This window comes from Geodermatophilus pulveris, from assembly GCF_900188375.1.
GTDB classification, from domain to species: Bacteria; Actinomycetota; Actinomycetes; order Mycobacteriales; family Geodermatophilaceae; genus Geodermatophilus; species Geodermatophilus pulveris.
In genome coordinates, this window is sequence record NZ_FZOO01000010.1 from 117,396 (window position 1) to 142,738 (window position 25,343).

Annotated in this window: 23 protein-coding genes; 9 read left to right on the forward strand and 14 right to left on the reverse strand. The window is 76.6% G+C overall.

Annotation, left to right across the window (positions count from 1 at the left end; all coding sequences use genetic code 11):
* Positions 1-7: 7 nt before the first annotated feature.
* On the reverse strand, positions 8-667 hold the full coding sequence (locus CHB98_RS18105; RefSeq protein WP_143425127.1) for a hypothetical protein: 660 nt from the start codon (positions 665-667) through the stop codon (positions 8-10).
* 129 nt (positions 668-796) lie between these two features.
* Positions 797-1,492 (reverse strand): LysM peptidoglycan-binding domain-containing protein, encoded by a 696-nt coding sequence (locus CHB98_RS18110; RefSeq protein WP_179224661.1) that lies wholly within the window; start codon positions 1,490-1,492, stop codon positions 797-799.
* 293 nt (positions 1,493-1,785) lie between these two features.
* On the opposite strand from CHB98_RS18110, the gene lexA reads away from it, so the two are divergent.
* Positions 1,786-2,589, forward strand: coding sequence for a transcriptional repressor LexA (gene lexA, locus CHB98_RS18115; protein ID WP_218822421.1), 804 nt, complete (start codon positions 1,786-1,788; stop codon positions 2,587-2,589).
* Positions 2,590-2,625: 36 nt separating this feature from the next.
* Here lexA and CHB98_RS18120 read toward each other — a convergent pair whose 3' ends face one another.
* Genes CHB98_RS18120 through hflX form a run of 3 tightly spaced genes read right to left on the reverse strand, consistent with a single transcriptional unit; the run spans position 2,626 to position 5,918 of the window.
* A complete protein-coding gene (locus CHB98_RS18120; protein ID WP_089307049.1) occupies positions 2,626-3,642 on the reverse strand; it encodes a hypothetical protein in 1,017 nt (338 codons plus the stop codon).
* Positions 3,643-3,652: 10 nt separating this feature from the next.
* Positions 3,653-4,387 carry a phosphatase PAP2 family protein gene (locus CHB98_RS18125; protein WP_245821369.1) on the reverse strand — a complete coding sequence of 245 codons (735 nt, stop codon included), beginning with the start codon at positions 4,385-4,387 and terminating at the stop codon, positions 3,653-3,655.
* Positions 4,388-4,442: 55 nt separating this feature from the next.
* Positions 4,443-5,918: a GTPase HflX gene (hflX, locus tag CHB98_RS18130; protein WP_179224663.1), complete on the reverse strand. Its 1,476-nt coding sequence runs from the start codon at positions 5,916-5,918 to the stop codon at positions 4,443-4,445.
* Positions 5,919-6,070: 152 nt separating this feature from the next.
* Here hflX and CHB98_RS18135 point away from each other — a divergent pair, with 152 nt between their 5' ends.
* Entirely contained in the window at positions 6,071-6,319 is a 249-nt protein-coding gene (locus tag CHB98_RS18135) for a hypothetical protein (RefSeq protein ID WP_089306997.1), read from the forward strand.
* Positions 6,320-6,327: 8 nt separating this feature from the next.
* On the opposite strand, the gene dapF is transcribed toward CHB98_RS18135, so the two are convergent.
* From dapF to CHB98_RS18150, 3 genes are read right to left on the reverse strand one after another with little or no spacing between them, the layout of a single operon-like run.
* Positions 6,328-7,197 carry a diaminopimelate epimerase gene (gene dapF, locus CHB98_RS18140; RefSeq protein ID WP_245821371.1) on the reverse strand — a complete coding sequence of 290 codons (870 nt, stop codon included), beginning with the start codon at positions 7,195-7,197 and terminating at the stop codon, positions 6,328-6,330.
* Positions 7,194-8,117, reverse strand: a complete 924-nt coding sequence (gene miaA, locus CHB98_RS18145) for a tRNA (adenosine(37)-N6)-dimethylallyltransferase MiaA (RefSeq protein WP_089306998.1) — start codon at positions 8,115-8,117, stop codon at positions 7,194-7,196. Before miaA ends, dapF begins: the two co-directional genes overlap by 4 nt.
* Positions 8,114-8,845, reverse strand: coding sequence for a class III extradiol ring-cleavage dioxygenase family protein (locus tag CHB98_RS18150; protein WP_089306999.1), 732 nt, complete (start codon positions 8,843-8,845; stop codon positions 8,114-8,116). The genes miaA and CHB98_RS18150 overlap by 4 nt, the downstream gene beginning before the upstream one ends.
* A 40-nt stretch (positions 8,846-8,885) precedes the next feature.
* On the opposite strand from CHB98_RS18150, the gene CHB98_RS18155 reads away from it, so the two are divergent.
* Positions 8,886-10,421, forward strand: coding sequence for a DUF349 domain-containing protein (locus tag CHB98_RS18155; protein WP_089307000.1), 1,536 nt, complete (start codon positions 8,886-8,888; stop codon positions 10,419-10,421).
* A 10-nt stretch (positions 10,422-10,431) separates the two neighbouring features.
* Here the strand turns inward: CHB98_RS18155 and miaB are convergent, their stop codons facing one another.
* Positions 10,432-11,919, reverse strand: coding sequence for a tRNA (N6-isopentenyl adenosine(37)-C2)-methylthiotransferase MiaB (gene miaB, locus CHB98_RS18160; RefSeq protein ID WP_089307001.1), 1,488 nt, complete (start codon positions 11,917-11,919; stop codon positions 10,432-10,434).
* A gap of 122 nt (positions 11,920-12,041) precedes the next feature.
* Between miaB and CHB98_RS18165 the strand changes: the two genes are divergently transcribed.
* The 5 genes from CHB98_RS18165 (at position 12,042) to CHB98_RS18185 (ending at position 15,835) form a co-directional block, all read left to right on the forward strand.
* Positions 12,042-12,797 (forward strand): amino acid ABC transporter ATP-binding protein, encoded by a 756-nt coding sequence (locus tag CHB98_RS18165; RefSeq protein WP_089307002.1) that lies wholly within the window; start codon positions 12,042-12,044, stop codon positions 12,795-12,797.
* Positions 12,798-12,818: 21 nt separating this feature from the next.
* Positions 12,819-13,709: a glutamate ABC transporter substrate-binding protein gene (locus tag CHB98_RS18170; RefSeq protein WP_089307003.1), complete on the forward strand. Its 891-nt coding sequence runs from the start codon at positions 12,819-12,821 to the stop codon at positions 13,707-13,709.
* An 80-nt stretch (positions 13,710-13,789) separates the two neighbouring features.
* Complete coding sequence (locus CHB98_RS18175; protein ID WP_089307004.1) at positions 13,790-14,437, forward strand: amino acid ABC transporter permease; 648 nt, start codon at positions 13,790-13,792, stop codon at positions 14,435-14,437.
* Entirely contained in the window at positions 14,434-15,339 is a 906-nt protein-coding gene (locus CHB98_RS18180; protein ID WP_089307005.1) for an amino acid ABC transporter permease, read from the forward strand. The genes CHB98_RS18175 and CHB98_RS18180 overlap by 4 nt, the downstream gene beginning before the upstream one ends.
* A gap of 13 nt (positions 15,340-15,352) precedes the next feature.
* On the forward strand, positions 15,353-15,835 hold the full coding sequence (locus CHB98_RS18185; protein WP_245821374.1) for a hypothetical protein: 483 nt from the start codon (positions 15,353-15,355) through the stop codon (positions 15,833-15,835).
* Positions 15,836-15,935: 100 nt separating this feature from the next.
* Here CHB98_RS18185 and CHB98_RS18190 read toward each other — a convergent pair whose 3' ends face one another.
* From CHB98_RS18190 to CHB98_RS18210, 5 genes are all read right to left on the reverse strand, one after another.
* The gene (locus CHB98_RS18190; protein WP_089307006.1) at positions 15,936-16,607 is read right to left on the reverse strand and encodes a regulatory protein RecX; all 672 of its coding nucleotides are present in this window, start codon (positions 16,605-16,607) and stop codon (positions 15,936-15,938) included.
* Between the two features lie 2 nt (positions 16,608-16,609).
* On the reverse strand, positions 16,610-17,653 hold the full coding sequence (gene recA / locus CHB98_RS18195) for a recombinase RecA (RefSeq protein ID WP_089307007.1): 1,044 nt from the start codon (positions 17,651-17,653) through the stop codon (positions 16,610-16,612).
* A 188-nt stretch (positions 17,654-17,841) separates the two neighbouring features.
* Positions 17,842-18,036, reverse strand: coding sequence for a DUF3046 domain-containing protein (locus tag CHB98_RS18200; protein ID WP_089307008.1), 195 nt, complete (start codon positions 18,034-18,036; stop codon positions 17,842-17,844).
* A 145-nt stretch (positions 18,037-18,181) separates the two neighbouring features.
* Positions 18,182-19,459, reverse strand: a complete 1,278-nt coding sequence (locus CHB98_RS18205) for an MFS transporter (RefSeq protein ID WP_089307009.1) — start codon at positions 19,457-19,459, stop codon at positions 18,182-18,184.
* A 12-nt stretch (positions 19,460-19,471) separates the two neighbouring features.
* The gene (locus CHB98_RS18210) at positions 19,472-20,617 is read right to left on the reverse strand and encodes an acyl-CoA dehydrogenase family protein (RefSeq protein ID WP_089307010.1); all 1,146 of its coding nucleotides are present in this window, start codon (positions 20,615-20,617) and stop codon (positions 19,472-19,474) included.
* A gap of 87 nt (positions 20,618-20,704) precedes the next feature.
* Here CHB98_RS18210 and CHB98_RS18215 point away from each other — a divergent pair, with 87 nt between their 5' ends.
* The gene (locus tag CHB98_RS18215; protein WP_089307011.1) at positions 20,705-25,336 is read left to right on the forward strand and encodes an ATP-dependent helicase; all 4,632 of its coding nucleotides are present in this window, start codon (positions 20,705-20,707) and stop codon (positions 25,334-25,336) included.
* Positions 25,337-25,343: the final 7 nt, after the last annotated feature.

Consider the following 25,343-nt stretch of genomic DNA (forward strand, 5'->3'; position numbering starts at 1 on the left):
GGCCGGCTCAGGCCCGCAGCGCCTGGTCGGGACGCACCGGGCGGGGCCGGGCCCCCCGGTCCCCGAGCCGCATCGGCCGAGTCAGGCAGTCCGTGCCGGTCGCGCGCGGCATGAGCACCGTCGCGTCCCCGAGGTCCGGCTCCGCGCCGGCGCCCGTCTGCGGCGCCTCGGGCTGCGTGCGCGCGTCGAGCGCCCGGTGGCGGCCGGGCGCCGCCCCGGCCCGGTGCCGGCCGGCCGCGGCCGCCGCGTCGGTCGCGGCCGGCAGCTCGGCGGTCACGTCGCCGCCGTGGCGGCGCCGGGTGGCCGCGCGCGGGGCCACCGGGAGGACGCCGGCCGCCCGCTGCTCCCGGGCCGCCGCCTCGCTCAGCGACAGCCGCGGGGCGGCCGAGGCGCCGGGGAGCAGCTCCTCGGCCGGGCCCAGGGACAGCGCGGCCGGGGCGTCCGGCACGAGGACCGGCGCGGGATCGGCCTCGGGCAGCCGGACCTCGGGGAGGCCGGTCCAGACCTCGCGGTCGGCACCCACCCGAACCCACACCTGGCACGCACCCCCGCCGTCGTGCCGCCAGCCCAGCAGTGACCCCGGGCACCAGACGCCGTCGACGAGGACCTCGACGTCCTGGGAGGGAGTGCTGAAGACGGCGGCCCGGCGCCCTGGGGTGGCTGACACGGACCCGACGGTAGGTCCGTGACCTGCGACGGTGCGTCAGCGACTCGGCACGGCGGGTTGACGAACCTCGGCGTCCCGTCTTGTCGCTCCTCGACCGCCGCACCCCGCCACCGCTCCCCGCCGCCCCGGTCAGGGCAGTTCGAGCACCTGGCCGGGGACGACGGCGGAGCCCTCGAGGTCGTTGATCTCCGTGATGGCGTGGACCACCGCCCGCACGTCCCGGGTGTCGCCGGCGACCTCGCCGGCGATCGACCACACCGTGTCGCCCTCCCGCACCACGACGCTGCTGCCGCCGGCCAGCCGCAGCTCCCCGCCGGCGTCACCCCCGACGACCGGCGCCACCCAGGCGCCGAGCGCCACCGCGCCGCCCAGGGCCAGCGCGCCCACCAGCGCCCGCCCGCGGCGGGTCAGGCGCAGCCGCGCCTCCCCGCGGCCGGCACGAGCCGGAGCGGCGGCCGACCCACCCGGACGGACCCGGTGCGGACGCGGCAGGACGTCCCCGGGAGCCGGTGCACGGCCGGCCCCCCTCGCCGGAGCCGGGTCCGGGGCGCGGGACCCCGGGGCGCCCGGACGGTCGGGCACCGGGCGCAGGTGCCCGGTGACCCGCGGCCCGGACCCGGGGAGGACCGACCCGGCCGGCGACCGCGCCGGACCCGGCGCCGCACCCGGCCAGGGGGCCGCACCCGGCCGGGGGGGCGCACCGGGCCGCCCGGCCGCGCGGGCACCCCCGGTCGCACCGCCGACGCCCCCCGACCCGAGCAGCGGCCGCCAGGGCACCTGCACCACCGCGTCGAACTCCAGCACCGCCTGCCGCACGTCCACCACGAGCCCTCCCCCTCCCGACCCCGTCGCACCGACCCCGGTGCGTCGAACACGCGTTCGATCGAACGTCTGTGCGATGTCTACCGCATCCCGCTGACGGGGTCGACCCGACCACGCGTCCGGGCTTCGAACACGTGTTTGAAGTACCGGCCCCGAGGCGCTACCGTTCCGATCGACACCCGTCCGCCCCCGCCTCCGGGCCACCGGACCCGGGCCGCCCCTCCTCGGGGGCCGCCGGGCACCGGGGGCGGGCGCAGGACAGGGGGCCGTGGCGGCACGGCCGGCGAGGAGGAGACGTGGCGGGCACCAGGGGGACGTCGGGCAGCGGGGTCCGCGGGGGCGACGGCCCGTCGCGGCGCCCGTCCGGGAGCCGGTCCGGCGCGGGGGCCGGCGCGCCCGACGCGGACGGGACGGCGTCGGTGCGCACCTTCCCCGACCGCGGCGAGGCGGGCGACGGGCTCACCCAGCGGCAGCGGCGGGTCCTCGAGGTGATCCGCGACTCGATCGAGCGGCGCGGCTACCCCCCGTCGGTGCGCGAGATCGGTGAGGCCGTCGGGCTCTCGTCGGCCTCCTCGGTGGCCCACCAGCTGAGCGTGCTGCAGAAGAAGGGCTGGCTGCGCCGCGACCCGAACCGGCCCCGGGCGCTCGACGTCCGGCTGCCCGGCGACTCCCCCGGCGCCCCCGCGCCCGCGGTGGCTGCCCCCGGCGGCGCCGACGAGACACCCGCCCCGACGTACGTCCCGCTGGTCGGCCGGATCGCCGCCGGTGGCCCGGTGCTGGCCGAGCAGGCGGTGGAGGACGTCTTCCCGCTGCCCCGCGAGCTGGTCGGCGAGGGCACCCTGTTCATGCTCCGGGTCAGCGGTGACTCGATGGTCGAGGCGGCCATCTGCGACGGCGACTGGGTGGTCGTGCGCCAGCAGCCGACCGCGGAGAACGGCGAGATCGTCGCCGCCATGATCGACGGCGAGGCGACGGTGAAGACCTACAAGCGGCGGGACGGGCACCTGTGGCTGATGCCGCACAACCCCGCGTACGAGCCCATCCCGGGTGACGACGCCACGGTCCTCGGCCGCGTGGTGACGGTGCTGCGCCGGGTCTAGCAGGGGCCCGTCCGGCTCGGGGCCCCGACCCGGGGGTCAGCCGCGCCGGCGGAGCAGCCGGCTGCCCAGCCAGACGAGCACTCCGGCGGCGGTGGCCGCGGCCGCCGCGGCCACCGCCGTCGGCACCCCGCCGTCGCCCGGACCGGCCAGCAGGCCGTCGGCCGCCGGCGACTCCCCCGGCGGGGCGGGCACGGGCGGCAGCGGGACCACGGTGACGTCGCCGGGCAGCCCCTCCCCCGCCACCACCAGCGCCGACGAGTCGCCGGTGAAGCCGACCGCCTCCCCCTGGGGTGCGGCCGGCAGCGCGACGCGGCGGGGCTCCCCTGCCAGCGCCCCGGCGACGTCGGACCCGGACAGCGGCCAGACGTAGGCGTCGGTGTAGGTGCGCAGCGCCAGGGCCCGTCCGTCCGGGGAGACCGCGCCGCCGGTGACCATCAGCTGCCCGGCCCGTCCGACCGGTCCGCCGGGCGTGCCGGTGAGCACCAGGTCCACGCGGGCGACCTCGGCCAGCCCGACCGTGCCCTCCTCGACCAGCGCCGACACCGGCCGGAACACCGCGCTGGCCCCGAGCACCTCCTTGGTCACCAGGTACGGCGTGCCGTCCGGGGCGAGCAGCAGCGCCTCGGCGTCCCGGGGCCGGTCGGGGTAGGCCAGCCGGTACACCGCCGTGCTGCCGTCGGGACGCAGCGCCAGCAGGGCGACCGTCGCCCGCACCCCGGTGTTGTCGCCGGTGTCGGCCAGCCAGACCGTCCCGTCGGCCCCCACCGCGAGGTCCTCGGGGTCGTAGGGGTCCACCGCCCCGGTCCGGACGTCGAGGACGGTGCAGGCCCGGTCCAGCGCGAACACCTCCAGGCCCGCGCCGCCGTCGTTGTGCACCAGCAGCCGGTCGCCCACCTCGGCCAGGCCGGAGACCTCCGGCAGCCGCGGGTCGGTGATCTGGCAGCGGGTCGCCGGCGGGGCGGGGGCGGCGGCCGCCGCACCCGCCGAGGCCGGCAGGGTCGCGGTCAGCAGCAGCGTCAGCGCCAGCCCGGTGCCCGCACCCCGGCGCCGCACCGGGGTGCGGTCAGGCGGAGGACCGGCCGGTGCGCGCACCGGCCCAGCGTGGCACCACCGCGGCGTCCAGCGCGTGGACCACGCCCAGCAGCAGGACGCCGACCGCGCCGCCGACGAGGGCGTCGGTGACCCAGTGGAAGTCCAGGGACACCATCGCGACCCCGGTCGCCACCGGGCCGGCGACGCTGAGCAGCAGCGCGGTGCGCTGCACCCACGGGGCCAGCCGGTACTGCACGACCTGCCAGCGGGCGACCCCCCACATGAGCACGGCGTTGGCCACGTGCCCGGAGGGGTAGGAGGCGCCGTCCCGGTGGAAGAAGGACCCGGGGTAGGCCGGCGCGGTGCGGCCGGTGCCGTACTTGAACGAGTAGACGACGGCGGTCAGCAGCACCAGGGCGAGCAGCACCCGCACCAGCGGCACCGCGGTGCGGAACCGCCAGCCGAGGTAGCCGACCAGCCCGGCCAGGACGACGAGGATGAACCCGCGCCCCCCGAGCTGGGTCACCGCCCACACCGGCCAGTAGGCGCCGGAGTCGGCGAGCGCCCAGGAGCTGACGACCTCGGAGACCCGCAGGTCCACCCGTTCGAGCACCCCGCGGCCGAGCAGGTCCGCCGTCACCGCCACGGTGACCACCGCGGCCGCGGCGAGCAGCCACCGCGGCGGGCGGCCCACGGGCACGACCGGGGCGGCGCCGGCGTCCGGCGGGGTGGCGCCGGGGCGCCGCCGGACCGCGCCCCTCGTCACGGGGTCACGGTACCGGGCCGTGACCTGACCGTGACGTCGCTCGACGGGGGTCGGCTCAGCCGACCGGTGCGGCGAACTCCTCCAGGGCCGCGGCGAGCGCGCCGTCGACGCGGGCGCCGAGCCGGGTGCCGCCGGCCTCGTGGGTCTCGCGGAGCACCTCGCCGTCCCGGTGCACCCGGGCCACCAGGTCGCCGCGGTCGTAGGGCACCAGCACGTCCACCTCGACGTCGGGGTGCGGCAGCCGGCCGGCGAGGACCTCGCGCAGCTGCTCGATCCCCTGGCCGGTGCGGGCGGAGACCCACACCGCCCCGGGCAGCGCCCGGCGCAGCGTGAGGATGGCCTCCTCGCTCATCGCGTCGACCTTGTTGACGACGACGAGCTCGGGCACCCCGGCGGCGTCGATGTCGTTCAGCACCACGTGCACCGCGTCGATCTGCCCCAGCGGGTCGGGGTCGGAGCCGTCGACGACGTGCACCAGCAGGTCGGCGGCGGCCACCTCCTCCAGGGTGGAGCGGAAGGCGTCCACCAGCTGGTGCGGCAGGTGCCGGACGAAGCCGACGGTGTCGGTGAGGGTGTACTCGCGGCCGTCCGGCGACTGCGCCCGGCGCACCGTCGGGTCCAGGGTGGCGAACAGCGCGTCCTCCACCAGCACGCCGGCACCGGTCAGCCGGTTGAGCAGGCTGGACTTGCCGGCGTTGGTGTACCCGGCGATGGCCACGCCGGGGACGGCGTTGCGCCCGCGGGAGGACCGCTGGGTGGCCCGGGCGGTGGCCATGCCGGCGATCTCCCGCCGCAGCTTGCTCACCCGCGCGCGGATCCGCCGGCGGTCGGTCTCGATCTTGGTCTCCCCGGGACCGCGGGTGCCGATGCCGCCACCGCCGGCGACCCGGCCACCGGCCTGCCGGGACAGCGACTCACCCCAGCCGCGCAGCCGCGGCAGCATGTACTGCATCTGCGCCAGCTCGACCTGCGCCTTGCCCTCCCGGCTGGAGGCGTGCTGGGCGAAGATGTCGAGGATCAGCGCGGTCCGGTCGACCACCTTGACCTTGAGGATCTTCTCCAGCGCGTTGAGCTGGCCGGGGGTCAGCTCGCCGTCGCAGATCACGGTGTCGGCGCCGGCGGCCGCGACGATGTCGCGGATCTCGGCGGCCTTGCCCGACCCGACGTAGGTGCCGGCGTCGGGCTTGTCCCGCCGCTGCACCACCGCCTCGAGCACCTGCGAGCCCGCGGTCTCGGCCAGCGCGGCCAGCTCGGCCAGCGAGCGGTCGGCGTCGGCCTGCGTGCCCTCGGTCCAGACGCCGACCAGCACCACGCGCTCCAGGCGCAGCTGCCGGTACTCGACCTCGGTGACGTCGGCGAGCTCGGTGGACAGGCCGGCGACGCGGCGCAGCGCCCCGCGGGCCTCCAGGGCGTAGGAACCGGTCGTGTCGTCGGCCCCGTCCTCGGGGAACGGCCCCTCCCCGGCGGACGCGGCGCGCAGCGCGCGCTCCTCGGCGTCGGCGAGCACGGCGCGGTTCTGTGCGGTCGTCATCGTCTCCAGCGTGGCAGACCCCAGCACGCGGGGCACCTGAGTTGTCATCAGTCCGTGCAACAACGGGTGCGCCGTGATGCATCCCGGCACGCGTGACCTGGTGGGGGTCGGGTAGGGCGCGGGTGAGGACCCACGACCCCAGGAGGCCCCAGGTGAGCGAGACCGGCAGCACCCCCGACGAGGAGCTCGACGACCCCGGCCGCGACCCGGTGGGCCTGGGCGTGCCGCGCAACCCGATGTCCGGCGGGTTCGGCAACGTCACCGGCGGATCCGACCAGGACACGGGTCAGGGCGAGCCGGAGGGCAGCCCCGGCATCGCCGGGCAGTCGCTGATGCCCGACTCCCCCGAGGAGAGCGGCAACACCCGCGACGGCGGGGACGGCAGCCCCGGCCCCGGGTAGCGGCGGGCTCAGCCGGCCAGCCACTCGGCGGTGAGCTCGCCGGCGGCGACCACGACGGCGGGCCCGGTCAGCACCGTCGTCCGGCCGTCGACGGTGACCCGCAGCCGCCCGCCAGGGACGTCGACGGTCACCGTGCCGGTCGCGGCGCCGGCCGCCTCCAGGGCCGTCCACGCGGCGGCGCAGGCGCCGGTGCCGCACGAGCGGGTCTCCCCGACGCCGCGCTCGGACACCCGCAGCCGCACGTGCCGGCCGGGCTCGACGACGTTGACGAACTCGACGTTGACGCCGTCGGGGAACAGCCCGGCGTCGACGGCCGGCGCGGCGGTCAGGTCCAGGGTGTCGACGTCGACGCGGGTGAGGCAGGCCAGGTGCGGGTTGCCCATCGACACCGCGCGGCCGGGGAACACCGCGCCGTCCAGCTCCGCGGTGCCGTCGCCGAACGGGCGGGCCGGCCCCATGTCCACCCAGTAGCCGCCGTCGGGCGCGGCGCCGACCCGCCGCGGGCCGCCGCGGGTGCCGACCCACAGGCCCTCGGCGCAGGCGGACCGCTCCACCAGCCCCTCGGCGACCAGCACGTGCAGGAACAGCCGGATGCCGTTGCCGCACATCTCGGCGGTGGACCCGTCGGCGTTGCGGTGGTCCATGAACCACTCGCACCGGCCCAGTGCCTCGCCCAGCACGGTCGGGGCGTCGGGCACGTGCACCGAGCGGACGACGCGCAGCACGCCGTCCCCGCCGAGGCCGGCGCGGCGGTCGCACAGCCGCCGCACCACCCGGGCGTCCAGCCGGTCCTCCGGCCAGCCGGTGCCGTCGGGGTCGGGCAGCACGACGAAGTCGTTCTCCGTGCCGTGGCCGACCAGCACCCGCCGCGCGTTCACCGGTCCAGCGTACGGGCGGTGATCACCTGCAGGGCGGCGTCGGCCAGGTCGGGGCGGGCGGCGTCGAGCCAGCCGGTCGACCGGTCGCGGCGGAACCACGAGCGCTGCCGGCGCACGAAGCGCCGGGTGGCGGCCACCGTGCGCTCGCGCGCCTCGGCGGCGGTGAGCGTCCCGGCGAGCTGGGCCAGCACCTGCGCGTAGCCCAGCGCCCGCGAGGCGGTCGGGCCCTCGTGCAGCCCGTCGCGGGCCAGCGCCTCGACCTCGGCGACGAACCCGGCGGCCCACATCCGGTCCACCCGCAGCGCCACCCGCCGGTCGAGCTCGGCCGGCTCCCGGTCCAGGCCGACGACCACCGCGGGGTAGTGCGGCCGCGGCTCGGGCAGCGTCGCCCGGAACGGGCCGCCGGTGAGCTCGACGACCTCCAGCGCCCGCACCACCCGCCGCCCGTTCGAGGGCAGGACGGCGGCCGCCGCGGCGGGGTCGACCCGCGCCAGCCGGGCGTGCAGCGCGGCGGGCCCGGCGTCGGCGAGCTCGGCCTCCAGCCGGGCGCGCACCGCGGGGTCGGTGCCGGGGAAGTCCAGCTCGTCGAGGACGGCGCGCACGTACAGCCCGGAGCCGCCGACCAGCAGCGGGACCACTCCCGCCGCCCGCAGCCGGTCGACCTCGGCCCGGGCCAGCCGCCGGTACTCGGCCACCGACGCCGCCTGCCGCACGTGCCAGACGTCGAGCAGGTGGTGCGGCACGCCGTCCCGCTCCGCCGTGTCGGGCTTGGCGGTGCCGATGTCCATGCCGCGGTAGAGCTGCATCGAGTCGGCGTTGACCACCTCGCCGCCCAGCCGGTGGGCCAGCGCCACCCCGAGCGCGGTCTTGCCGGTGGCGGTGGGGCCGACCACCGCGACCACCGGCGGCGGCCCGCTCACCGCACTCGCCAGTCGGCCACCAGGTAGCCGACCCCGAAGGGCGCCTCGTGCGCGTGCAGCCGCCCGGTGACCGCCCGCCCGGCCAGCACGGCGCCCACCGCCCGCCAGGTGGGCACGCCGGCGGCGAGCAACCGGGCCCCCTCCGTGGCGTCCAGCGCGGCCAGGGCGTCGGCGTCCCCGCCGGCCAGGGCGGCGGCCACCGCGTCGTCGAACGGCTCCGCGGCGTCGTCGAGGTGCCCGGGTGCCTTGACCGACCGGCGCGCCGAGCCGTCGCCCATGGCCAGGACGGCGACCCGGGCCGGCAGGTCGGCGAGGGCGCCGGCCAGGTCGCCCGGGCCGACGCCGAGGCGCAGGCCCGCGTGGCCCGCCTCGTCCAGCAGCCAGGCCCCCACCGTGTGCGCCAGCGGGGTCCGCCACCTGCCCGGCCGGACCCGGCCGGCGAACGGGACGCCCAGGTCGACGCCGAAGCCGCGCAGGTCCCCGCCGTCGCCCTGCCCGTACCGGACGCCCGCGCCGCCCCCGGCGCCGACGACCACGACGACCTCCGGCCGGGCCGCCAGCAGCGCGTCCACCGCCGTGGCGCAGGCCGCCCGCAGGCCGGCGGTGTCCCCGGCGGCCCGCCCGGCCACGGCCGGCAGCAGCAGGGGCGGGCACGGGCAGAAGGCGACCGCCGCGGGGGCCGGGCGGGGGGTGCCGGGGGCGCCGGGACGGGCTGGGGCCGAGCTCACCCGGGCAGTGTCCCGGATGCGTCGTGGGACACTCCGGGACGTGTCGAGCACGGAGAACGCCGCGAGCCCCTCCCCGCTGTCCGAGCCGGAGCCGACCGGGTCCGAGGCGGTCGCCCCCGAGGCGGGGACCACTGGGGGGCCGACCCCGGGGGACGCCGCCGTGGCCGACCCGACCGCGGCGCCCGCCGCCTCCGAGGACGGGGCCGCTCCCGGTGCAGCCCCCGCCGACGACATGAGCACCGCGGACACCCCCGCCGACGACGTGGTCGCCCCGGCCACCCCCGCCGAGGACACCACCCCCCACCCGGCTCCGGCCGCGACCCCGGCCGCCGTCCCGCACCCGCCGGCCGAGGCCGCCGCGCCGTCCGACCCCGCCCGGTGGGGCCGGGTGGACGAGGACGGGACGGTCTACGTCCGCACCGCCGAGGGCGAGCGTGTCGTGGGCTCCTGGCAGGCCGGCGAGCCCGCGGCGGGGCTGACCCACTACGCCCGGCGCTACGACGACCTGGCCACCGAGGTGACCCTGTTGGAGGCGCGCCTGCGGGCGCACACCGGGAACCCCAGCGAGATCAAGGCCAAGGCCCAGGCGCTGGCCGAGTCCATCCCCACCGCCGCCGCCGTCGGCGACCTGGACGGGCTGGCCGCCCGCGCCCGCGCCATGGTCGGGACGGCGGACTCCGCGGCCGCCGAGTCGCGGGCGGAGAAGGCCGCCGCCCGGGCCGCCCAGGTGGTCCGCAAGGAGGCGCTGGCCGCCGAGGCCGAGCAGATCGCCGCGGAGTCCACCGCGTGGAAGGCCGCCGGCGACCGGCTCAAGGCCATCGTCGAGGAGTGGAAGACGATCCGCGGGATCGACCGCAAGACCGACGAGGCGCTGTGGACCCGCTTCGCCGCCGCCCGGGACGCCTTCGGCCGCCGCCGCGGCGCGCACTTCGCCGCCCTCGACGCCCAGCGCGGGGAGGCCCGCGCGGCCAAGCAGGGACTCATCGCCGAGGCGCAGCGGCTGTCCACGTCGACCGACTGGGGCGCCACGAGCGCGGCCATGCGCACGCTGATGGACCGGTGGAAGGCCGTGCCGCGCACCGGGCGGGACGGCGACGACGACCTGTGGAAGCAGTTCCGCGCCGCGCAGGACGTCTTCTTCGCCGCCCGCGCCGAGTCCGACAGGGCGCGCAACTCCGAGCAGGTGGCCAACCAGCAGGCCAAGGAGGAGATCCTGGCCCAGGCCGAGAAGCTGGACCCGGCCACCGACCTGCGGGGCGCGCAGAACGCGCTGCGCAAGCTGCAGGAGCGCTACGACGCCATCGGCCACGTGCCGCGCGCCGCGATGCGCCAGCTGGAGGACCGGATGCAGGCCGTGGAGCAGCGGGTCCGCGGCGCCGTCGACTCCTCCCGCCCGCGGGTGGCCCCGGAGAACCCGATGGTCACCTCGATGCGGCAGGCGGTCACCAAGGCCGAGGAGCAGCTCGCCAAGGCCGAGGCCGCGGGCGACGCCCGGCGGGTCGAGGAGGCCCGGGCCAACCTCAGCACCCGCCGGGAGTGGCTGGCCGAGGCCGAGCGGTCCGCCGCCCGCCGCTAGCCGCAGCGGCTCAGCAGCCGCCGACGGGCGTGAGCGGGGGCGGGACGCCGACCCCCGGCATGCCGAGGGCGACGCCCGGCGTCGTCGGGCGGGTGCCGGCCTCGTGCGCGTCCCCGGCGCGGGTCCGCCGGTGCGCGCGCAGCGGCCCGTCGGCGACCAGGTGGTGCGGCGCGGCCTGGGTGACCACGGTCTCGACGACGTCGCCGGGGCGCACCGCGCGCGCCCCGTCGTCCCCGGGCCGGAAGTGCACCAGCCGGCCGTCGCGGGAGCGGCCGCTCAGCCGGCCGGTCCGCGCGTCCTTGCTGCCCTCCCCGGCGGCGACCAGCAGCTCGACGGTGCGGCCGACCTGGGCGCGGTTCTCCGCCCAGCTGATCTCCTCCTGCAGCGCGGTCAGCCGCAGGTAGCGCTCCTGCACGACCTCCTTGGGCAGCTGGCCGTCCATGTCGGCGGCCGGCGTCCCGGGGCGCCGGGAGTACTGGAAGGTGAACGCGCCGGCGAAGCGGGCCTGCCGGACCACCTCGAGGGTCTGGGCGAAGTCGGCCTCGGTCTCGCCGGGGAAGCCCACGATGACGTCGGTGGTGATCGCGGCGTCGGGCATCGCGGCGCGCACCCGGTCGAGGATGCCGAGGTAGCGGTCCTGCCGGTAGCCGCGGCGCATCCGGCGCAGCACGTCGTCCGACCCGCTCTGCAGCGGCATGTGCAGCTGGTGGCACACCGCCGGCGTCCCGGCCATCGCCTCGATGACGTCGTCGGTGAACTCCCGCGGGTGCGGGCTGGTGAAGCGGATCCGCTCCAGGCCCTCGATCCGGCCGGCCGCGCGCAGCAGGCCGGCGAAGGCGCCGCGGTCGCGGAACTCGACGCCGTAGGCGTTGACGTTCTGCCCGAGCAGGGTCACCTCGAGCACACCCTGGTCGACCAGCGCCTGCACCTCGGCGAGGACCTCCCCGGGCCGGCGGTCCCGCTCCTTGCCGCGCAGCGCCGGGACGATGCAGAACGTGCAGGTGTTGTTGCACCCGACGCTGATCGACACCCAGCCGGAGTGGGCGGAGTCCCGCCGGGCCGGCAGGGTGGAGGGGAAGACCTCCAGCGCCTCCGCGATCTCCACCTGGGCCTCAGCGTTGTGCCGGGCGCGCGCCAGGAGCGCGGGCAGCGAGCCGACGTTGTGCGTGCCGAAGACGACGTCCACCCACGGGGCGCGGCGCACGATCTCCCCGCGGTCCTTCTGCGCCAGGCACCCGCCGACGGCGATCTGCATGCCCGGGCGCGCGTCCTTGACCGGGCGGAGGTGGCCGAGGTTGCCGTAGAGCCGGTTGTCGGCGTTCTCCCGCACCGCGCAGGTGTTGAGCACGACGACGTCGGCGTCGGCCCCCTCGGGTGCGGCGGTGTAGCCGGCGGCCTCCAGCAGCCCGGACAGCCGCTCGGAGTCGTGGACGTTCATCTGGCAGCCGTAGGTGCGCACCCGGTAGGTCCGCGCGGGTGCCTCGAGGTCGCTGGTCATGACGGGTCGAGGGTACGGCGACCCGAACGGGTGTCCCCCGGTCGACCGCACCCGGGCAGTCGTTACGCCTTCGTGATCGCGGGGCGCCGATACCGTTGCCGACCGCCTCTAGGGTCTGCCGGGTGACCAGCCGTACCGCCGGAGAGCCTCTCGTCCGCCTGTCCGCGGTCGACAAGTGGTTCGGCGAGCTGCACGTCCTGCAGGACATCGACCTGTCGATCGACCGCGGTGAGGTGGTCGTCGTCATCGGCCCGTCGGGCTCGGGCAAGTCGACGCTGTGCCGAACGGTCAACCGGCTGGAGCCCATCGACTCCGGCGAGATCACCATCGACGGCCAGCGGCTGCCCGACGAGGGCCGGGAGCTCGCCCGGCTGCGCGCCGACGTCGGCATGGTCTTCCAGAGCTTCAACCTGTTCGCGCACAAGACCGTGTTGGAGAACGTCACGCTGGGCCCGGTCAAGGTGCGCAAGCAGCCGAAGGGGGACGCCGAGCGGCGCGCCCGCGAGCTGCTGGACCGGGTCGGCGTCGGCAGCCAGGCCGACAAGTACCCGGCGCAGCTGTCCGGCGGGCAGCAGCAGCGGGTGGCGATCGCCCGGGCGCTGGCGATGGACCCCAAGGTCATGCTCTTCGACGAGCCGACCTCCGCCCTGGACCCGGAGATGATCAACGAGGTCCTGGACGTGATGACCGCGCTGGCCCGGGACGGCATGACGATGGTCGTCGTCACCCACGAGATGGGCTTCGCCCGCCGGGCGGCCAACCGGGTCGTGTTCATGGACGGCGGCCGGATCGTCGAGTCCGCCACCCCGGAGACCTTCTTCACCCGCCCGCAGTCGGACCGGGCCAAGGACTTCCTCGCGAAGATCCTCACCCACTGAGCCCGCAAGAGAGGAACGCACATGCGCATCACCCGCTACGCCGCCACCCTGGGGGCGGCCGGCCTCGTGCTCGCCGGCTGTGCCAGCGAGGCCGGCCAGCAGGCCGAGCAGGCCGCCTCGGAGGCCCCCGAGGTCGCCCAGGACGCGGAGTTCCCCGCCGGGACGACGATGGCCGAGCTCGCCGAGGCCGGGACGATCACCGTCGGCACCAAGTTCGACCAGCCCGGCTTCGGCCTGGCCAACCCGCAGGGCGTGCCCGAGGGCTTCGACGTCGAGGTCGCCAAGATCGTCGCCGGGGAGCTGGGCATCGCCCCCGAGGACATCGAGTGGACCGAGACGGTGTCGGCCAACCGGGAGTCGTTCATCCAGAACGGCGACGTCGACATCGTGGTGGCCACCTACACGATCAACGACGCCCGCAAGCAGCTCATCGACTTCGCCGGGCCCTACTACGTGGCCGGCCAGGACATCATGGTCGCCACCGGCAACCCGCTGGCCATCGAGGGCCCCGACGACCTCGCGGGCAAGCGGGTCTGCTCGGTCGAGGGCTCCACCCCGGCGCAGAACATCCGGGACAACTACCCCGAGGCCCAGCTGACGCTGTTCGACGTGTACTCCAAGTGCGCCGACGCGCTGCGCAACGGCCAGGTCGACGCGGTCACCACCGACAACGTCATCCTCACCGGGCTGGTCCAGGGCGGGCAGGGCGCCTTCGAGCTGGTCGGCAACCCGTTCACCGAGGAGCCGTACGGCATCGGCCTGGCCAAGGGCGACGACGAGTTCCGCGCGTTCGTCAACGACACGCTGGAGCAGGCCTTCGAGGACGGCACCTGGGCCGCGGCCTGGGACCGCACCGCGGGCGCGATCACCGGCACGGAGGCCCCCGAGCCGCCCATGGTCGACCGCTACTGACCGACCGGATCCCGTGACGCCGCCGGGCGGGGCCTCCCGCCCGGCGGCGCGTCGCCGTCCCGACCCGGAGAGGAGGCGCCGTGGACTTCGTGAGCGAGAACGCCGACCTGTTCGTCGACGCGTTCCTGGCCACCCTCGGCCTGTCGCTGCTGGCCGGCCTGCTGGCGCTGGTGCTCGGCACGCTCCTCGCCGCGATGCGGGTCAGCCCCGTCCCGCCGCTGCGCGGGCTGGCCACCTTCTACGTCGAGACCTTCCGCAACACGCCGCTCACGGTGGTCTTCTTCTTCCTCATCTTCGGGCTGCCGCAGATCGACTTCGTGATCGGCTTCTTCTCGGGTGCGGTCCTGTCGGTCGGCCTCTACACCGCGGCGTTCGTCTGCGAGGCGGTGCGCTCGGGCATCAACGCGGTGGCGGCCGGTCAGGCGGAGGCGGCGCGGGCGCTCGGGCTGACCTTCGGGCAGTCCCTGCGCGAGGTCGTCCTGCCGCAGGCGTTCCGGACCGTCGTCCCGCCGCTGGGCAACGTGCTGATCGCGATGGTGAAGAACACCTCCATCGCCGCGGGCTTCTCGGTCAGCGAACTCAGCTCCCTGCTGCCCCGGCTGGTCAACGCCGACGCCGGTGACCTGACCCTCGTGCTGGTCGGCGTGGTCGTCGGCTACATGGTCATCACCCTGCCGTCCGCGCTGGCGGTCAACCGGATCGAGCGCCGGGTGGCGATCCTGCGATGACCACACCGGTGCTGTTCGACCTGCCCGGCCCCCGGGCCCGTCGGCGGATCCGCATCGCCACGGCGGTCGGCGGCCTCCTCGTCGCCGCGCTCGTCGCCCTCGTGCTCGTCCGGCTGGCCGGCAACGGGCAGCTGGAGGCCCAGCGCTGGGCCGTGCTGTTCGACCCGGCCAGCCAGGTGCCGCAGGCGCTGGGTCAGGCCCTGCTGCGCACGCTGCAGGTCGCCCTCATCGGCATGGTGCTGGCCACCGCGCTGGGCCTGCTGCTCGCGGTCGGGCGGCTCTCGGAGCACCGCTGGGTGCGCATCGTGGTGTCCACGGCCATCGAGTTCTTCCGCGCGGTGCCCCTGCTGGTCCTGATCTTCGCGCTGTTCTTCCTGCTGCCGAAGTTCGGGATCCGGCTCAGCGCGTTCTGGGCCCTCGTCGGCGGCCTGGTCCTCTACAACGGCGCGGTGCTCGGCGAAATCTTCCGCGCCGGCATCCTGTCGGTGGACCGCGGCCAGCGAGAGGCCGCCTACGGGCTGGGCATGCGCAAGACGCAGGTGATGACGCTGGTGCTGCTCCCCCAGGCCACCCGGCGGATGCTCCCGGTGCTCATCGCCCAGCTCGTCGTCCTGCTCAAGGACACCTCGCTGGGCTTCATCATCAGCTTCCCGGAGCTGCTGCGCGGCGCCCGGAGCCTGGTGGAGTTCTTCACCCTGCAGTTCGGCAACCAGTACACCTTCCAGCTCTACGTCGCCGCCGCCGTCGTCTACATCGTGATCAACCTGCTGCTGTCGTGGCTGGCGCGGTACGCCGAGGGGCGCACCCGGCGCAGCGCCAAGACGGCGGCCACGACGCAGACCGAGCTGCCCGCCGACGTGCAGATGGGCGGTGGTGGCGGCGCCGTCCCGGCCGGGCGGTGACAGCGGACGCCGGGTGGGACGGGTGGTCCTCCCGGCGGTGCCGACCGGCGGCCAGACTGCCGAGAACTGCGTCGTGGACACCGCCCTGCGCCCCGCCGTGCCTCCGCTCCCGGTGCCGGTGCACCGCCCCGCCACCCCGATGGACCCCGCCCAGGAGTTCGTGACCCGGCTGCGCGCCTCCGCGTCCTCGCTGGCCGCGGCCGCGGGTGCGGAGTCCGCGGTCGTGCGCGAGGTCGTGCCGCCCGCCCGGCACCGGCGTTCCCGGTGCCGCGTGGTGCTGCGCTTCACCGGCCGGGAGGAGACCGACGTGACGTTCCTCGGACCGGTGAGCTCGCTGACCGCCGGCACCGAGCGGGCCTTCGACCTGCAGATCCGGGCCTGGCTCGCGTCGGGTCAGGGCCGGGAGGGCAGCTGGCTGGTGGCCGACGAGGAGGCCTCGGACGGCGTCGCGGTCGACGTGACCGCCTGGTCGGCGACCGCGCGCCCCACCGACTGACGCCCCCGCGCGCCCGGCTGGGCCGCCGCGGAGGGTCTGCGTGGCCAGCCGGGTCAGGCCGGCCGCGGGGCCCCGGGGCCCGTCGGGGCAGCCCGCGCGGTCAGGGCAGCCAGGCGTCCAGGCCGGGCTCGTCCTGCCCGCCGGCCTCCTCGCCGGAGCGGTCCCCGCCGGAGCGGTCCTCGTCGAGCGCCTCGCGGGCCACCCAGCCGGCCAGCCCGCCCCCGTAGCCGCGTCGCGCGAGCATGCCCACCAGCCGGCGCTCGGCTGTGGCCCGGTCGACCCGCCGCAGCCCGGGCAGGCGGCGCTGCACCAGGCGGCGGGCCGCGTCCCACTCGTCCTGGTCGTCGACGAGGGTGACCGCCTGCTCGGCGACCTCCCCGTCGACGCCCTTGGCGCGCAGCTCCGCCTTGAGGGCCCGTCGCGCCAAGCCGCGCCCGGACTGACGCGAGGTCACCCAGGCCCGCGCGAAGGCGGCGTCGTCGATCAGCCCGACCTCGCCGAACCGGTCGAGCACCGAGCCCGCGACGTCCTCGGGGATCCCGCGCCGGGCCAGCAGGTCGGCCAGCTGCGCGCGGGTCCTGGCCGCGCCGGTCAGCGCCCGCAGGCAGATCGACCGGGCGACCTGCTCGGAGTCGCCTGGGTCGTCTCCCGCGCGGTGGCCGCCGGCCGGCGGGGCGGCGTCCGGACCGTCCGGGTCGGGGGACGGGCCGGGCCGCCGCCCGCGTCGGCGTCCGGGAGCCGGGCGCTCCCGGGCCTCGGGCCAGCCGCCCACGGTCAGAAGTCCGCCGGCGGGGCGGCGGCTGCGGCGGCCGCGGCGTCGACCTGCGGCCCGATGCCGAGCTTCTCCTTGACCTTCTTCTCGATCTCGTCGGCGAGGTCGGGGTTGTCCCGCAGGAAGGTGCGGACGTTCTCCTTGCCCTGGCCGAGCTGGTCGCCCTCGTACGTGTACCAGGCGCCGGACTTGCGGATGAAGCCCTGCTCGACGCCGGCGTCGATCAGGCCGCCCTCGCGGCTGAAGCCGTGGCCCCACAGCAGGTCCAGCTCGGCCTGCTTGAACGGCGCGGCGACCTTGTTCTTGACGACCTTCACGCGGACCCGGCTGCCGACCGCCTCGGTGCCCTGCTTGAGGGTCTCGATGCGGCGCACGTCGAGGCGGACCGACGAGTAGAACTTCAGCGCGCGGCCACCGGTGGTGACCTCCGGGGAGCCGTAGACGACGCCGACCTTCTCGCGCAGCTGGTTGATGAAGATCGCGGTGGTGCCGGAGTTGTTCAGCGCACCGGTGATCTTGCGCAGCGCCTGGCTCATCAGCCGGGCCTGCAGGCCGACGTGGCTGTCGCCCATCTCGCCCTCGATCTCCGCGCGCGGCACGAGGGCGGCGACGGAGTCGATGACGATGACGTCCAGCGCGCCGGAGCGGATGAGCATGTCGGCGATCTCCAGCGCCTGCTCACCGGTGTCGGGCTGGCTGACCAGCAGGGCGTCGGTGTCGACGCCGATCGCCCGGGCGTACTCGGGGTCCAGCGCGTGCTCGGCGTCGATGAAGGCCGCGATGCCGCCGGCGGCCTGGGCGTTGGCCACGGCGTGCAGGGCGACCGTCGTCTTGCCGGAGGCCTCGGGGCCGTACACCTCGATGACGCGGCCGCGCGGCAGGCCACCGATGCCGAGGGCGATGTCGAGGGCGATCGAGCCGGTGGGGATGACCTTCATGGCCACCTCGGGGCTGTCACCCAGCCGCATCACCGAGCCCTTGCCGAACTGCTTGTCGATCTGGGCGAGGGCCATGTCGAGGGCCTTGTCGCGGTCGAGCGCTGCCATGGTGCTCACCTTCGGGGAGTCGCGGGTGCAGTGTGTGGTCGAGCGGGTCGGTGCCGACGCTAGAGCGGGGATCTGACACTTCCGGGGGATCGGCCGACCTGTGGAACGACGCCCGGCCTGTGGACTGCGCTGGCCAATCTATCCCGAACACCTGTTCGACTGCCAGCGTGACACGCCGCTCCCGCGACTCAGCGCTCCCTGCGCGGCACGTCGTACTCCTCGCAGATCGCCAGCCACACCCGGCGCACCGGCAGGCCGGCCTCGATCGCCTCGACGGCGGTCCGCCCGCCGAGGGCGGCGAACACGTGGTCGCGGGCGACGGTCTCCCCGCGCAGGGGCCCGAACTGCTCGGCGAGCCGGGACCGGAACTCCTGCAGGCGCACGCCACCGACGCTAGCGCGCGCCGGGGCGGCCCGGCGGCTCCTACGCTGGGCCGGTGATCGGCACCGGCTCGGCCACCCTGGACCTCGTCCTCGAGATCGGCATCGCGCTGGCCCTGCTGGCCTCCCTCGTGCTGCTCTGGCGCAACTACCGGGGGCGCTGAGCCGCTCTCGGGCCGGTCTGCGCCCCGGTGCGCGCCCACACCACCAGCAGCGGGACGACCAGCGCGGCCGACACGACGGCCACCAGCCCGTAGCCGCCCAGGGCGAGCAGCGGGCCGCCGACGACCCCGGCCAACGCGGCACCCAGGCCCATCAGCAGGTCGCTGCCGCCCTGCGCGGCCGGCCGCTGCCCCTCCCCCACCGCCTCGGTGACCAGCGTGGAGCCGGCGATGAGCCCGCAGGACCAGCCCAGCCCGAGCAGCAGCAGCCCCGCGCCCAGCTGCACCGCGTCCCGCGGGGCCGCCGTCCCCGCCAGCGCGGCCGCCGCCAGCAGCAGGCCGGCCCCCAGGGCGACCGTGGCCCGGCGCCCGGCCCGGTCGGCCAGCAGCCCGACCAGCGGGGAGAACAGGTACATGCCCGCGACGTGCACGCTGATGACCAGGCCGATGACGCGCAGCTCGGTGCCGCCGTCGTGCCCCATGTGCACCGGGGTCATGACCATGACGCCGACCATCACCGCGTGGGAGACCACGACCGCGGTCAGGCCCAGCCGGCCGCGCGGGTCGGCCCACACCGCGCGGACCGCGGCCGAGGTGGCCCGGCGCGGCCGTCCGGCGTCCGCCCCGGTCCCCCGCAGCCGGCGGGCGAGCAGCAGCGGGTCCGGGCGCAGCAGCGCGAGCAGGCCGAGCGCCACCGCGGCGAACACGGCGACGGAGATGGCGTAGGCCCCGGTGAGCGGCGGCAGCCCCAGAGCGGTGCCGAGGACCTCGCCCGGCCCGGCCAGGTTGGGCCCGAGGACCGACCCCACCGTGGTGGCCCACACGACCAGGGACAGCGCCCGGCCGCGGTGCTCGGGCAGCGCGAGGTCGGCGGCGGCGTAGCGGGCCTGCAGCCCGCACGCGGTGGCCGCCCCGAAGGCGAACAGGCCCACCAGCAGCAGCGGCAGGGAGGAGACCACCGCGGCGACGAGCGTCAGCAGGCACCCGAGGACGGCGATCGCGTACCCGGCGGCCAGCCCGGCCCTACGGCCGGCGCGGTCGCTGACGCGGGCCAGCGGGACGGCGAGGACGGCGGCGCCGAGCACGCCGGCGGTCTGGCCGAGCCCGGCCGCGGTGTCGGTGCCGGCCACGTCGCGGGCCAGCAGGCCGCCGACGGTGATCCCGACCGTCACCCCCAGCCCGGCCAGGGCCACGGCGCCGCCGAGGACGCCGACGGTCCGGCGCTGGACGAGGACGGGGTCGTGGACCCGGGTCTGCGCGGTCACGGCCGGGCGCCCCTACAGGCCCAGGGAGCGGCCGACGATCTCCCGCATGATCTCGTTCGTGCCGCCGTAGATGGGCTGGATGCGGGCGTCGCGCCAGGCCTTGGAGACCGGGTACTCGTCCATGTAGCCGTAGCCGCCGTGCAGCTGCAGGCAGCGGTCGGCCACCTTGTTCTGCAGCTCCGTCGTCCAGTACTTGGCCATCGCCGCGTCCACGGGCGTCAGGTCGCCGGCGCCGAGCTGCCGCACGCACTCGTCGACGAAGGTCCGGGCGATGGTGACCTCGGTCTGCAGCTCGGCGAGGACGAACCGGCTGTGCTGGAAGCTGCCGACCGGCCGGCCGAAGGCGGTGCGGCCGGTGACGTACTCGACGGTCCGGGCCAGCACCGCCTCGGCGGCAGCGACCGCGCCGACCGCGATCGACAGCCGCTCCTGCGGCAGGTTGTCCATCAGGTGCGCGAAGCCGCGGTTCTCCGTGCCCAGCAGGTTCTCCGCCGGCACCCGCACGCCGTCGAAGAACAGCTCCGCGGTGTCCTGCGCCTTGAGCCCGACCTTGGCCAGGTTGCGGCCGCGGGTGACGCCGGGCATACCGCGCTCGACCACTAGCAGGCTCAGCCCGCGGGAGCCGGGGGCGTCGGGGTCGGTGCGCGCGACCACGATGACCAGGTCGGCGTTGATGCCGTTGGTGATGAAGGTCTTGGCGCCGGTGAGCACCCAGCCGTCGCCGTCCCGGCGGGCCGTCGTCGTGATGCCCTGCAGGTCGCTGCCGGCGCCCGGCTCGGTCATGGCGATCGCGGAGACCAGCGCGCCGCTGCAGAAGCCGGGCAGCCAGCGCTGCGCCTGATCCTCGGTGGCCAGGTCGCGCAGGTAGGGGGCGACGACGTCGTTGTGCAGGCCGAAGCCCAGGCCGGTGGCGCCGATGCGCATCACCTCCTCGTCGAGCACCGCCTGGAAGCGGAAGTCGCGCACGCCCCCGCCGCCGTGGCGCTCGTCGAGGTCCATGCCGAGCAGCCCGTGCGCGCCCGCCGACGTCCACACCTCGCGCGGCACGATCCCGTCGCGCTCCCACTGGTCGTGGAAGGGCACGACCTCCTTGCCCGCCCACGCGCGGACCGTCTCCCGGAAGTCCTCGTGCTCGGCCTCGTAGAGGGAACGGCGCATGGCCCTCAGTGTGCCGCACACCACGGGCACCCCGGCCCGGTGATCACGGACCGGCGAACTGTCGTCGCCGGCGTGGACACTGGGCCCGTGCCCGCCCTCGACCGGTTCTCCGAGCCCACCCGGGCGTGGTTCACCGGCGCCTTCGCCGAGCCGACGCCGGCCCAGGAGGGTGCGTGGCAGGCCATCAGCAGCGGCGGCCACGCCCTGGTCGTGGCCCCCACCGGCTCCGGCAAGACCCTCGCGGCGTTCCTCTGGTCGCTCGACCGGCTGGCCAGCAGCCCGCCGCCGGCCGACGAGGTGATGCGCTGCCGGGTCCTCTACGTCTCACCGCTGAAGGCCCTGGCCGTCGACGTGGAGCGCAACCTGCGGGCCCCGCTGGCCGGGATCGGCCAGGCCGCGGCGCGCCTGGGCCTGCCGCGGCCGGAGATCCAGGTGGGCACCCGGTCCGGGGACACCCCGGCCGAGGAGCGGCGGGCCTTCGCCCGGCGGCCCACCGACATCCTCATCACCACGCCCGAGTCGCTGTTCCTGCTGATGACCAGCGCGGCGCGGGAGGCGCTGCGCGGCGTGGAGACGGTGATCGTCGACGAGGTGCACGCGGTGGCCGACACCAAGCGCGGCGCACACCTCGCGGTCACCCTCGACCGGCTCGACGAGCTGCTGGAGCGCCCGGCGCAGCGGATCGGCCTGTCGGCGACGGTGCGACCGATCGAGGAGGTGGCCACCTTCCTCGCCGGTGGCCGCCCGGTCGAGGTGGTCGCTCCGGCGTCGGTCAAGCAGTGGGACCTCTCGGTCGTGGTGCCGGTCGAGGACATGAGCACCCTGGGCCAGCCCACCGGCGAGCTCGAGGGATCCGCCGCCGGCGACCAGCCGCGGACGTCGATCTGGCCGGCGGTGGAGGAGCGCGTCCTCGACCTGGTCGCCGCGCACCGCAGCACGATCGTGTTCGCCAACTCCCGCCGGCTGGCCGAGCGGCTGACCAGCCGGCTCAACGAGCTGGCCTACGAGCGGGCCACCGGCGAGCCGGTGCCGCCGGGCACGAACGCCGCCGCCCTCATGGCGCAGGCCGGCTCCGGCGGCGGGGTGCCCGAGGGCGTGCAGCCGGTCGCCGCGGCGCACCACGGCTCGGTGTCCCGCGAGCAGCGCGCGGTCGTCGAGGAGGCGCTCAAGTCCGGCCGGCTGCCCGCGGTGGTGGCCACCTCCAGCCTGGAGCTGGGCATCGACATGGGCGCGGTCGACCTGGTCGTGCAGGTGGAGGCCCCGCCCACGGTGGCCTCCGGCCTGCAGCGGGTCGGGCGGGCCGGGCACCAGGTCGGCGCGGTGAGCCGCGGCGTGCTCTTCCCGAAGTACCGCGGCGACCTGGTGCAGTGCGCGCTGGTCGCCGAGCGGATGAAGGCCGGTGCGATCGAGTCGATCCGGTACCTGCGCAACCCGCTGGACGTGCTCGCGCAGCAGGTCGTGGCGGTCGTCTCCGAGCGGCCGCGCACCGTCGACGAGGTGGCCGCGCTGGTCCGCCGGTCGGCACCGTTCGCCTCGCTGCCGGACTCCGCGCTGCACGCGGTGCTGGACATGCTGGCCGGCCGCTACCCCTCCGACGCCTTCGCCGAGCTGCGGCCGCGGCTGACCTGGGACCGCGTCACCGACACCCTCACCGCACGCGGGGGCGCCCAGCGGCTGGCGGTCACCAGCGGCGGCACCATCCCCGACCGGGGCCTGTTCGGCGTCTTCCTCGTCGGCGGCGAGGACGCGCGCGGCGGCCGCCGGGTCGGCGAGCTGGACGAGGAGATGGTCTACGAGTCGCGGGTGGGCGACGTCTTCCTGCTCGGCTCGTCCTCGTGGCGGATCCAGGAGATCACCCACGACCGGGTGCTGGTCAGCCCGGCGCCCGGGCAGCCGGGGAAGATGCCGTTCTGGCACGGCGACGCGCCCGGCCGGCCGCTGGAGCTCGGCCGTGCCCTGGGCGCCTTCCTGCGCGAGGTCGGCAGCGCGACCCCGCAGGCCGGCCTGGACCGAGCCCGTGCCGCCGGCCTCGACGAGTGGGGCGCGGCCAACCTGCTGGCCTACCTCGCCGAGCAGAAGGCGGCCACCGGCCACCTCCCCGACGACCGCACGCTGCTGGTCGAGCGGTTCCGCGACGAGCTCGGCGACTGGCGGCTGGTCGTGCACTCCCCCTTCGGCGCCCAGGTCAACGCGCCGTGGGCGCTGGTGCTCGCCGCCCGGCTGCGCGAGCGCTACGGGGTCGACGTCGCCTCCATGCACTCCGACGACGGCATCGTGCTGCGGCTGCCCGACACCACCGGCGAGCCGCCGGAGGCCGACCTCGCCGTCCTGGACCCCGACGACGTCGAGCGCGAGGTCACCACCGAGGTCGGCAGCTCGGCGCTGTTCGCCAGCCGGTTCCGCGAGTGCGCGGCGCGGGCGCTGCTGCTCCCCCGCCGCGACCCCCGCCGGCGCACCCCGCTGTGGCAGCAGCGCCAGCGCGCCGCCCAGCTGCTCAGCGTGGCCAGCGAGTTCGCCGGCTTCCCCATCACGCTGGAGGCCGCCCGCGAGGTGCTGCAGGACGTCTACGACGTGCCCGGCCTGGTCGAGCTGATGCGCGACGTCCGCTCCCGGCGGGTGCGGGTCGTCGACGTGCAGACCCAGGCGGCCTCCCCGTTCGCCCAGTCGCTGCTGTTCGGCTACGTCGGCCAGTTCCTCTACGAGGGCGACGCCCCGCTGGCCGAGCGCCGCGCCCAGGCGCTGGCCCTGGACACCGGCCTGCTCGCCGAGCTGCTCGGCCGCTCGGAGCTGCGCGAGCTGCTGGACGCCGAGGCGCTCACCGAGGTCGAGCGGGAGCTGCAGCGGCTGCCGGCCGAGCGCCACCCGCGCGACGTCGACGGCGCCGCGGACCTGCTGCGCCTCGTCGGCGACCTCACCCCGGCCGAGGCCGCCGCGCGCGGCGTTCCGCAGGCGTGGCTCGACGAGCTGGTCGCCGCCCGCCGCGCGCTGGTCGTGCGCATCGCCGGCGAGGAGCGGCACGTCGCCATCGAGGACGCCGGGCGGCTGCGTGACGCGCTGGGCACCGCCCTGCCGGTCGGGGTCCCCGAGGTGTTCACCGAGCCGGTGCCCGACCCGCTCGGCGACCTGGTCGGCCGCTACGCCCGCACCCACGGCCCCTTCCAGCCCGGTGAGGTGGCCCGCCGGCTGGGCCTGGGCGTGGCCGTGGTGACCGCGACCGCGCAGCGGCTGGTCGGCACCGGCCGGCTGGTCACCGGCGAGTTCCGCCCCGGCGGCAGCGGCCAGGAGTGGTGCGACGCCGACGTGCTCCGGTCGGTGCGGCGGCGCAGCCTGGCCCGGCTGCGGCAGGAGGTCGAGCCGGTCCCGGTCGGCACGCTGGCGCGGTTCACCCCGTCCTGGCAGTCGGTGGGCAGCCGGATGCGCGGCCCGGACGGCGTGCTGGCCGTCGTCGAGCAGCTGGCCGGCGCGCTCGTGCCGGCCAGCGCGCTGGAGTCGCTGGTCCTGCCGGCCCGGGTCCGCGACTACTCCCCCGCCATGCTCGACGAGCTGACCAGCGCCGGCGAGGTGCTGTGGGCCGGCGCCGGCGGGCTGCCCGGCGGCGACGGGTGGGTCAGCCTGGTGCCGGCCGACCTGGCGCCGCTGCTGCTGCCCGACCCGCTGGAGCTGGGCGGGTCGGGCGACGGACACGCCGGCTCCCCGGTGCTCGAACAGCTCTCCGGCGGCCAGGCGCTGTTCTTCCGCGGGCTGTCCGACGCCGTCGGCCGGGTCGCCGGCACCATCGACGACGCCGCCCTCGCCGACCTGGTCTGGGACCTCGTGTGGGCCGGCGTGCTCACCAACGACACCCTGGCCCCGCTGCGCACCCGGCTGTCCGGCGGCGGCACGCACAAGCGCACGCCGGCCGCGCCCCGGGCCAGGCTGGACCGCAGCCGCTACGGCCGCACCCGGCTGGGCCGCCCGGCCATGCCGACCCGCGGGGGCCCGCCCGCGATGGCCGGGCGCTGGTCCCGCCTCCCCGACCGGGAGCCGAACACCACCAAGCGGACGACGGCCCGCGCCGAGGCCCTGCTGGAGCGGCACGGCGTGCTGACGCGCGGCGCGGTGGTCGCCGAGCAGGTCGCCGGCGGCTTCTCCGCGGTCTACCCGGTGCTGCGGGCCTTCGAGGAGAACGGCCGGGCCCGCCGCGGCTACTTCGTGGAGACCCTCGGCGCCGCCCAGTTCGGCACGCCGGGGTCGGTCGACCGGCTGCGCGGCTTCGCCGCACCCGACCGGGTGCCCGGCGGCGCGGTGGTGCTCGCCGCCACCGACCCGGCCAACGTCTACGGCGCGGCCCTGGCCTGGCCGGAGCGCCCGGGCACCGCGGCGGGGGCGGGCGGGGAGCCGGGCGGGGCGGTCGACGTCGGCGAGGGCACCGGCGGCGGACGGCGCCCCAGCGGGCACCGCGCCGGGCGCAAGGCCGGCGCGCTGGTCGTGCTCGTCGACGGCGAGCTGGTGCTCTACGTCGAGCGCGGTGGCAAGACGCTGCTGTCCTGGACGGAGGACGAGACGGCGCTCAAGGAGGCGGCCACGGCGCTGTCCGGCGCCGTCGCGGCCGGTGCGCTGGGCCGGATGGTGGTGCAGAAGGCCGACGGCGCCTCGGTGCACGAGTCGACGCCGCTGTCGGCCGCGCTGCAGGCGGCCGGCTTCGCGGCCACCCCCCGCGGACTGCGCCTGCGGGGCTGACCGGCCG

Coding starts and splice junctions, on each gene's coding strand:
- hflX (WP_179224663.1), bottom strand. CDS start 5,918: ATGACGACCGCACAGAACCGCGCCGTGCTCGCCGACGCCGAGGAGCGC.
- recA (WP_089307007.1), bottom strand. CDS start 17,653: ATGGCAGCGCTCGACCGCGACAAGGCCCTCGACATGGCCCTCGCCCAG.
- CHB98_RS18210 (WP_089307010.1), bottom strand. CDS start 20,617: ATGCGCCGTTCCCTCTACGAGGCCGAGCACGAGGACTTCCGGGAGACG.
- CHB98_RS18170 (WP_089307003.1), top strand. CDS start 12,819: ATGCGCATCACCCGCTACGCCGCCACCCTGGGGGCGGCCGGCCTCGTG.
- CHB98_RS18180 (WP_089307005.1), top strand. CDS start 14,434: ATGACCACACCGGTGCTGTTCGACCTGCCCGGCCCCCGGGCCCGTCGG.
- miaB (WP_089307001.1), bottom strand. CDS start 11,919: ATGACCAGCGACCTCGAGGCACCCGCGCGGACCTACCGGGTGCGCACC.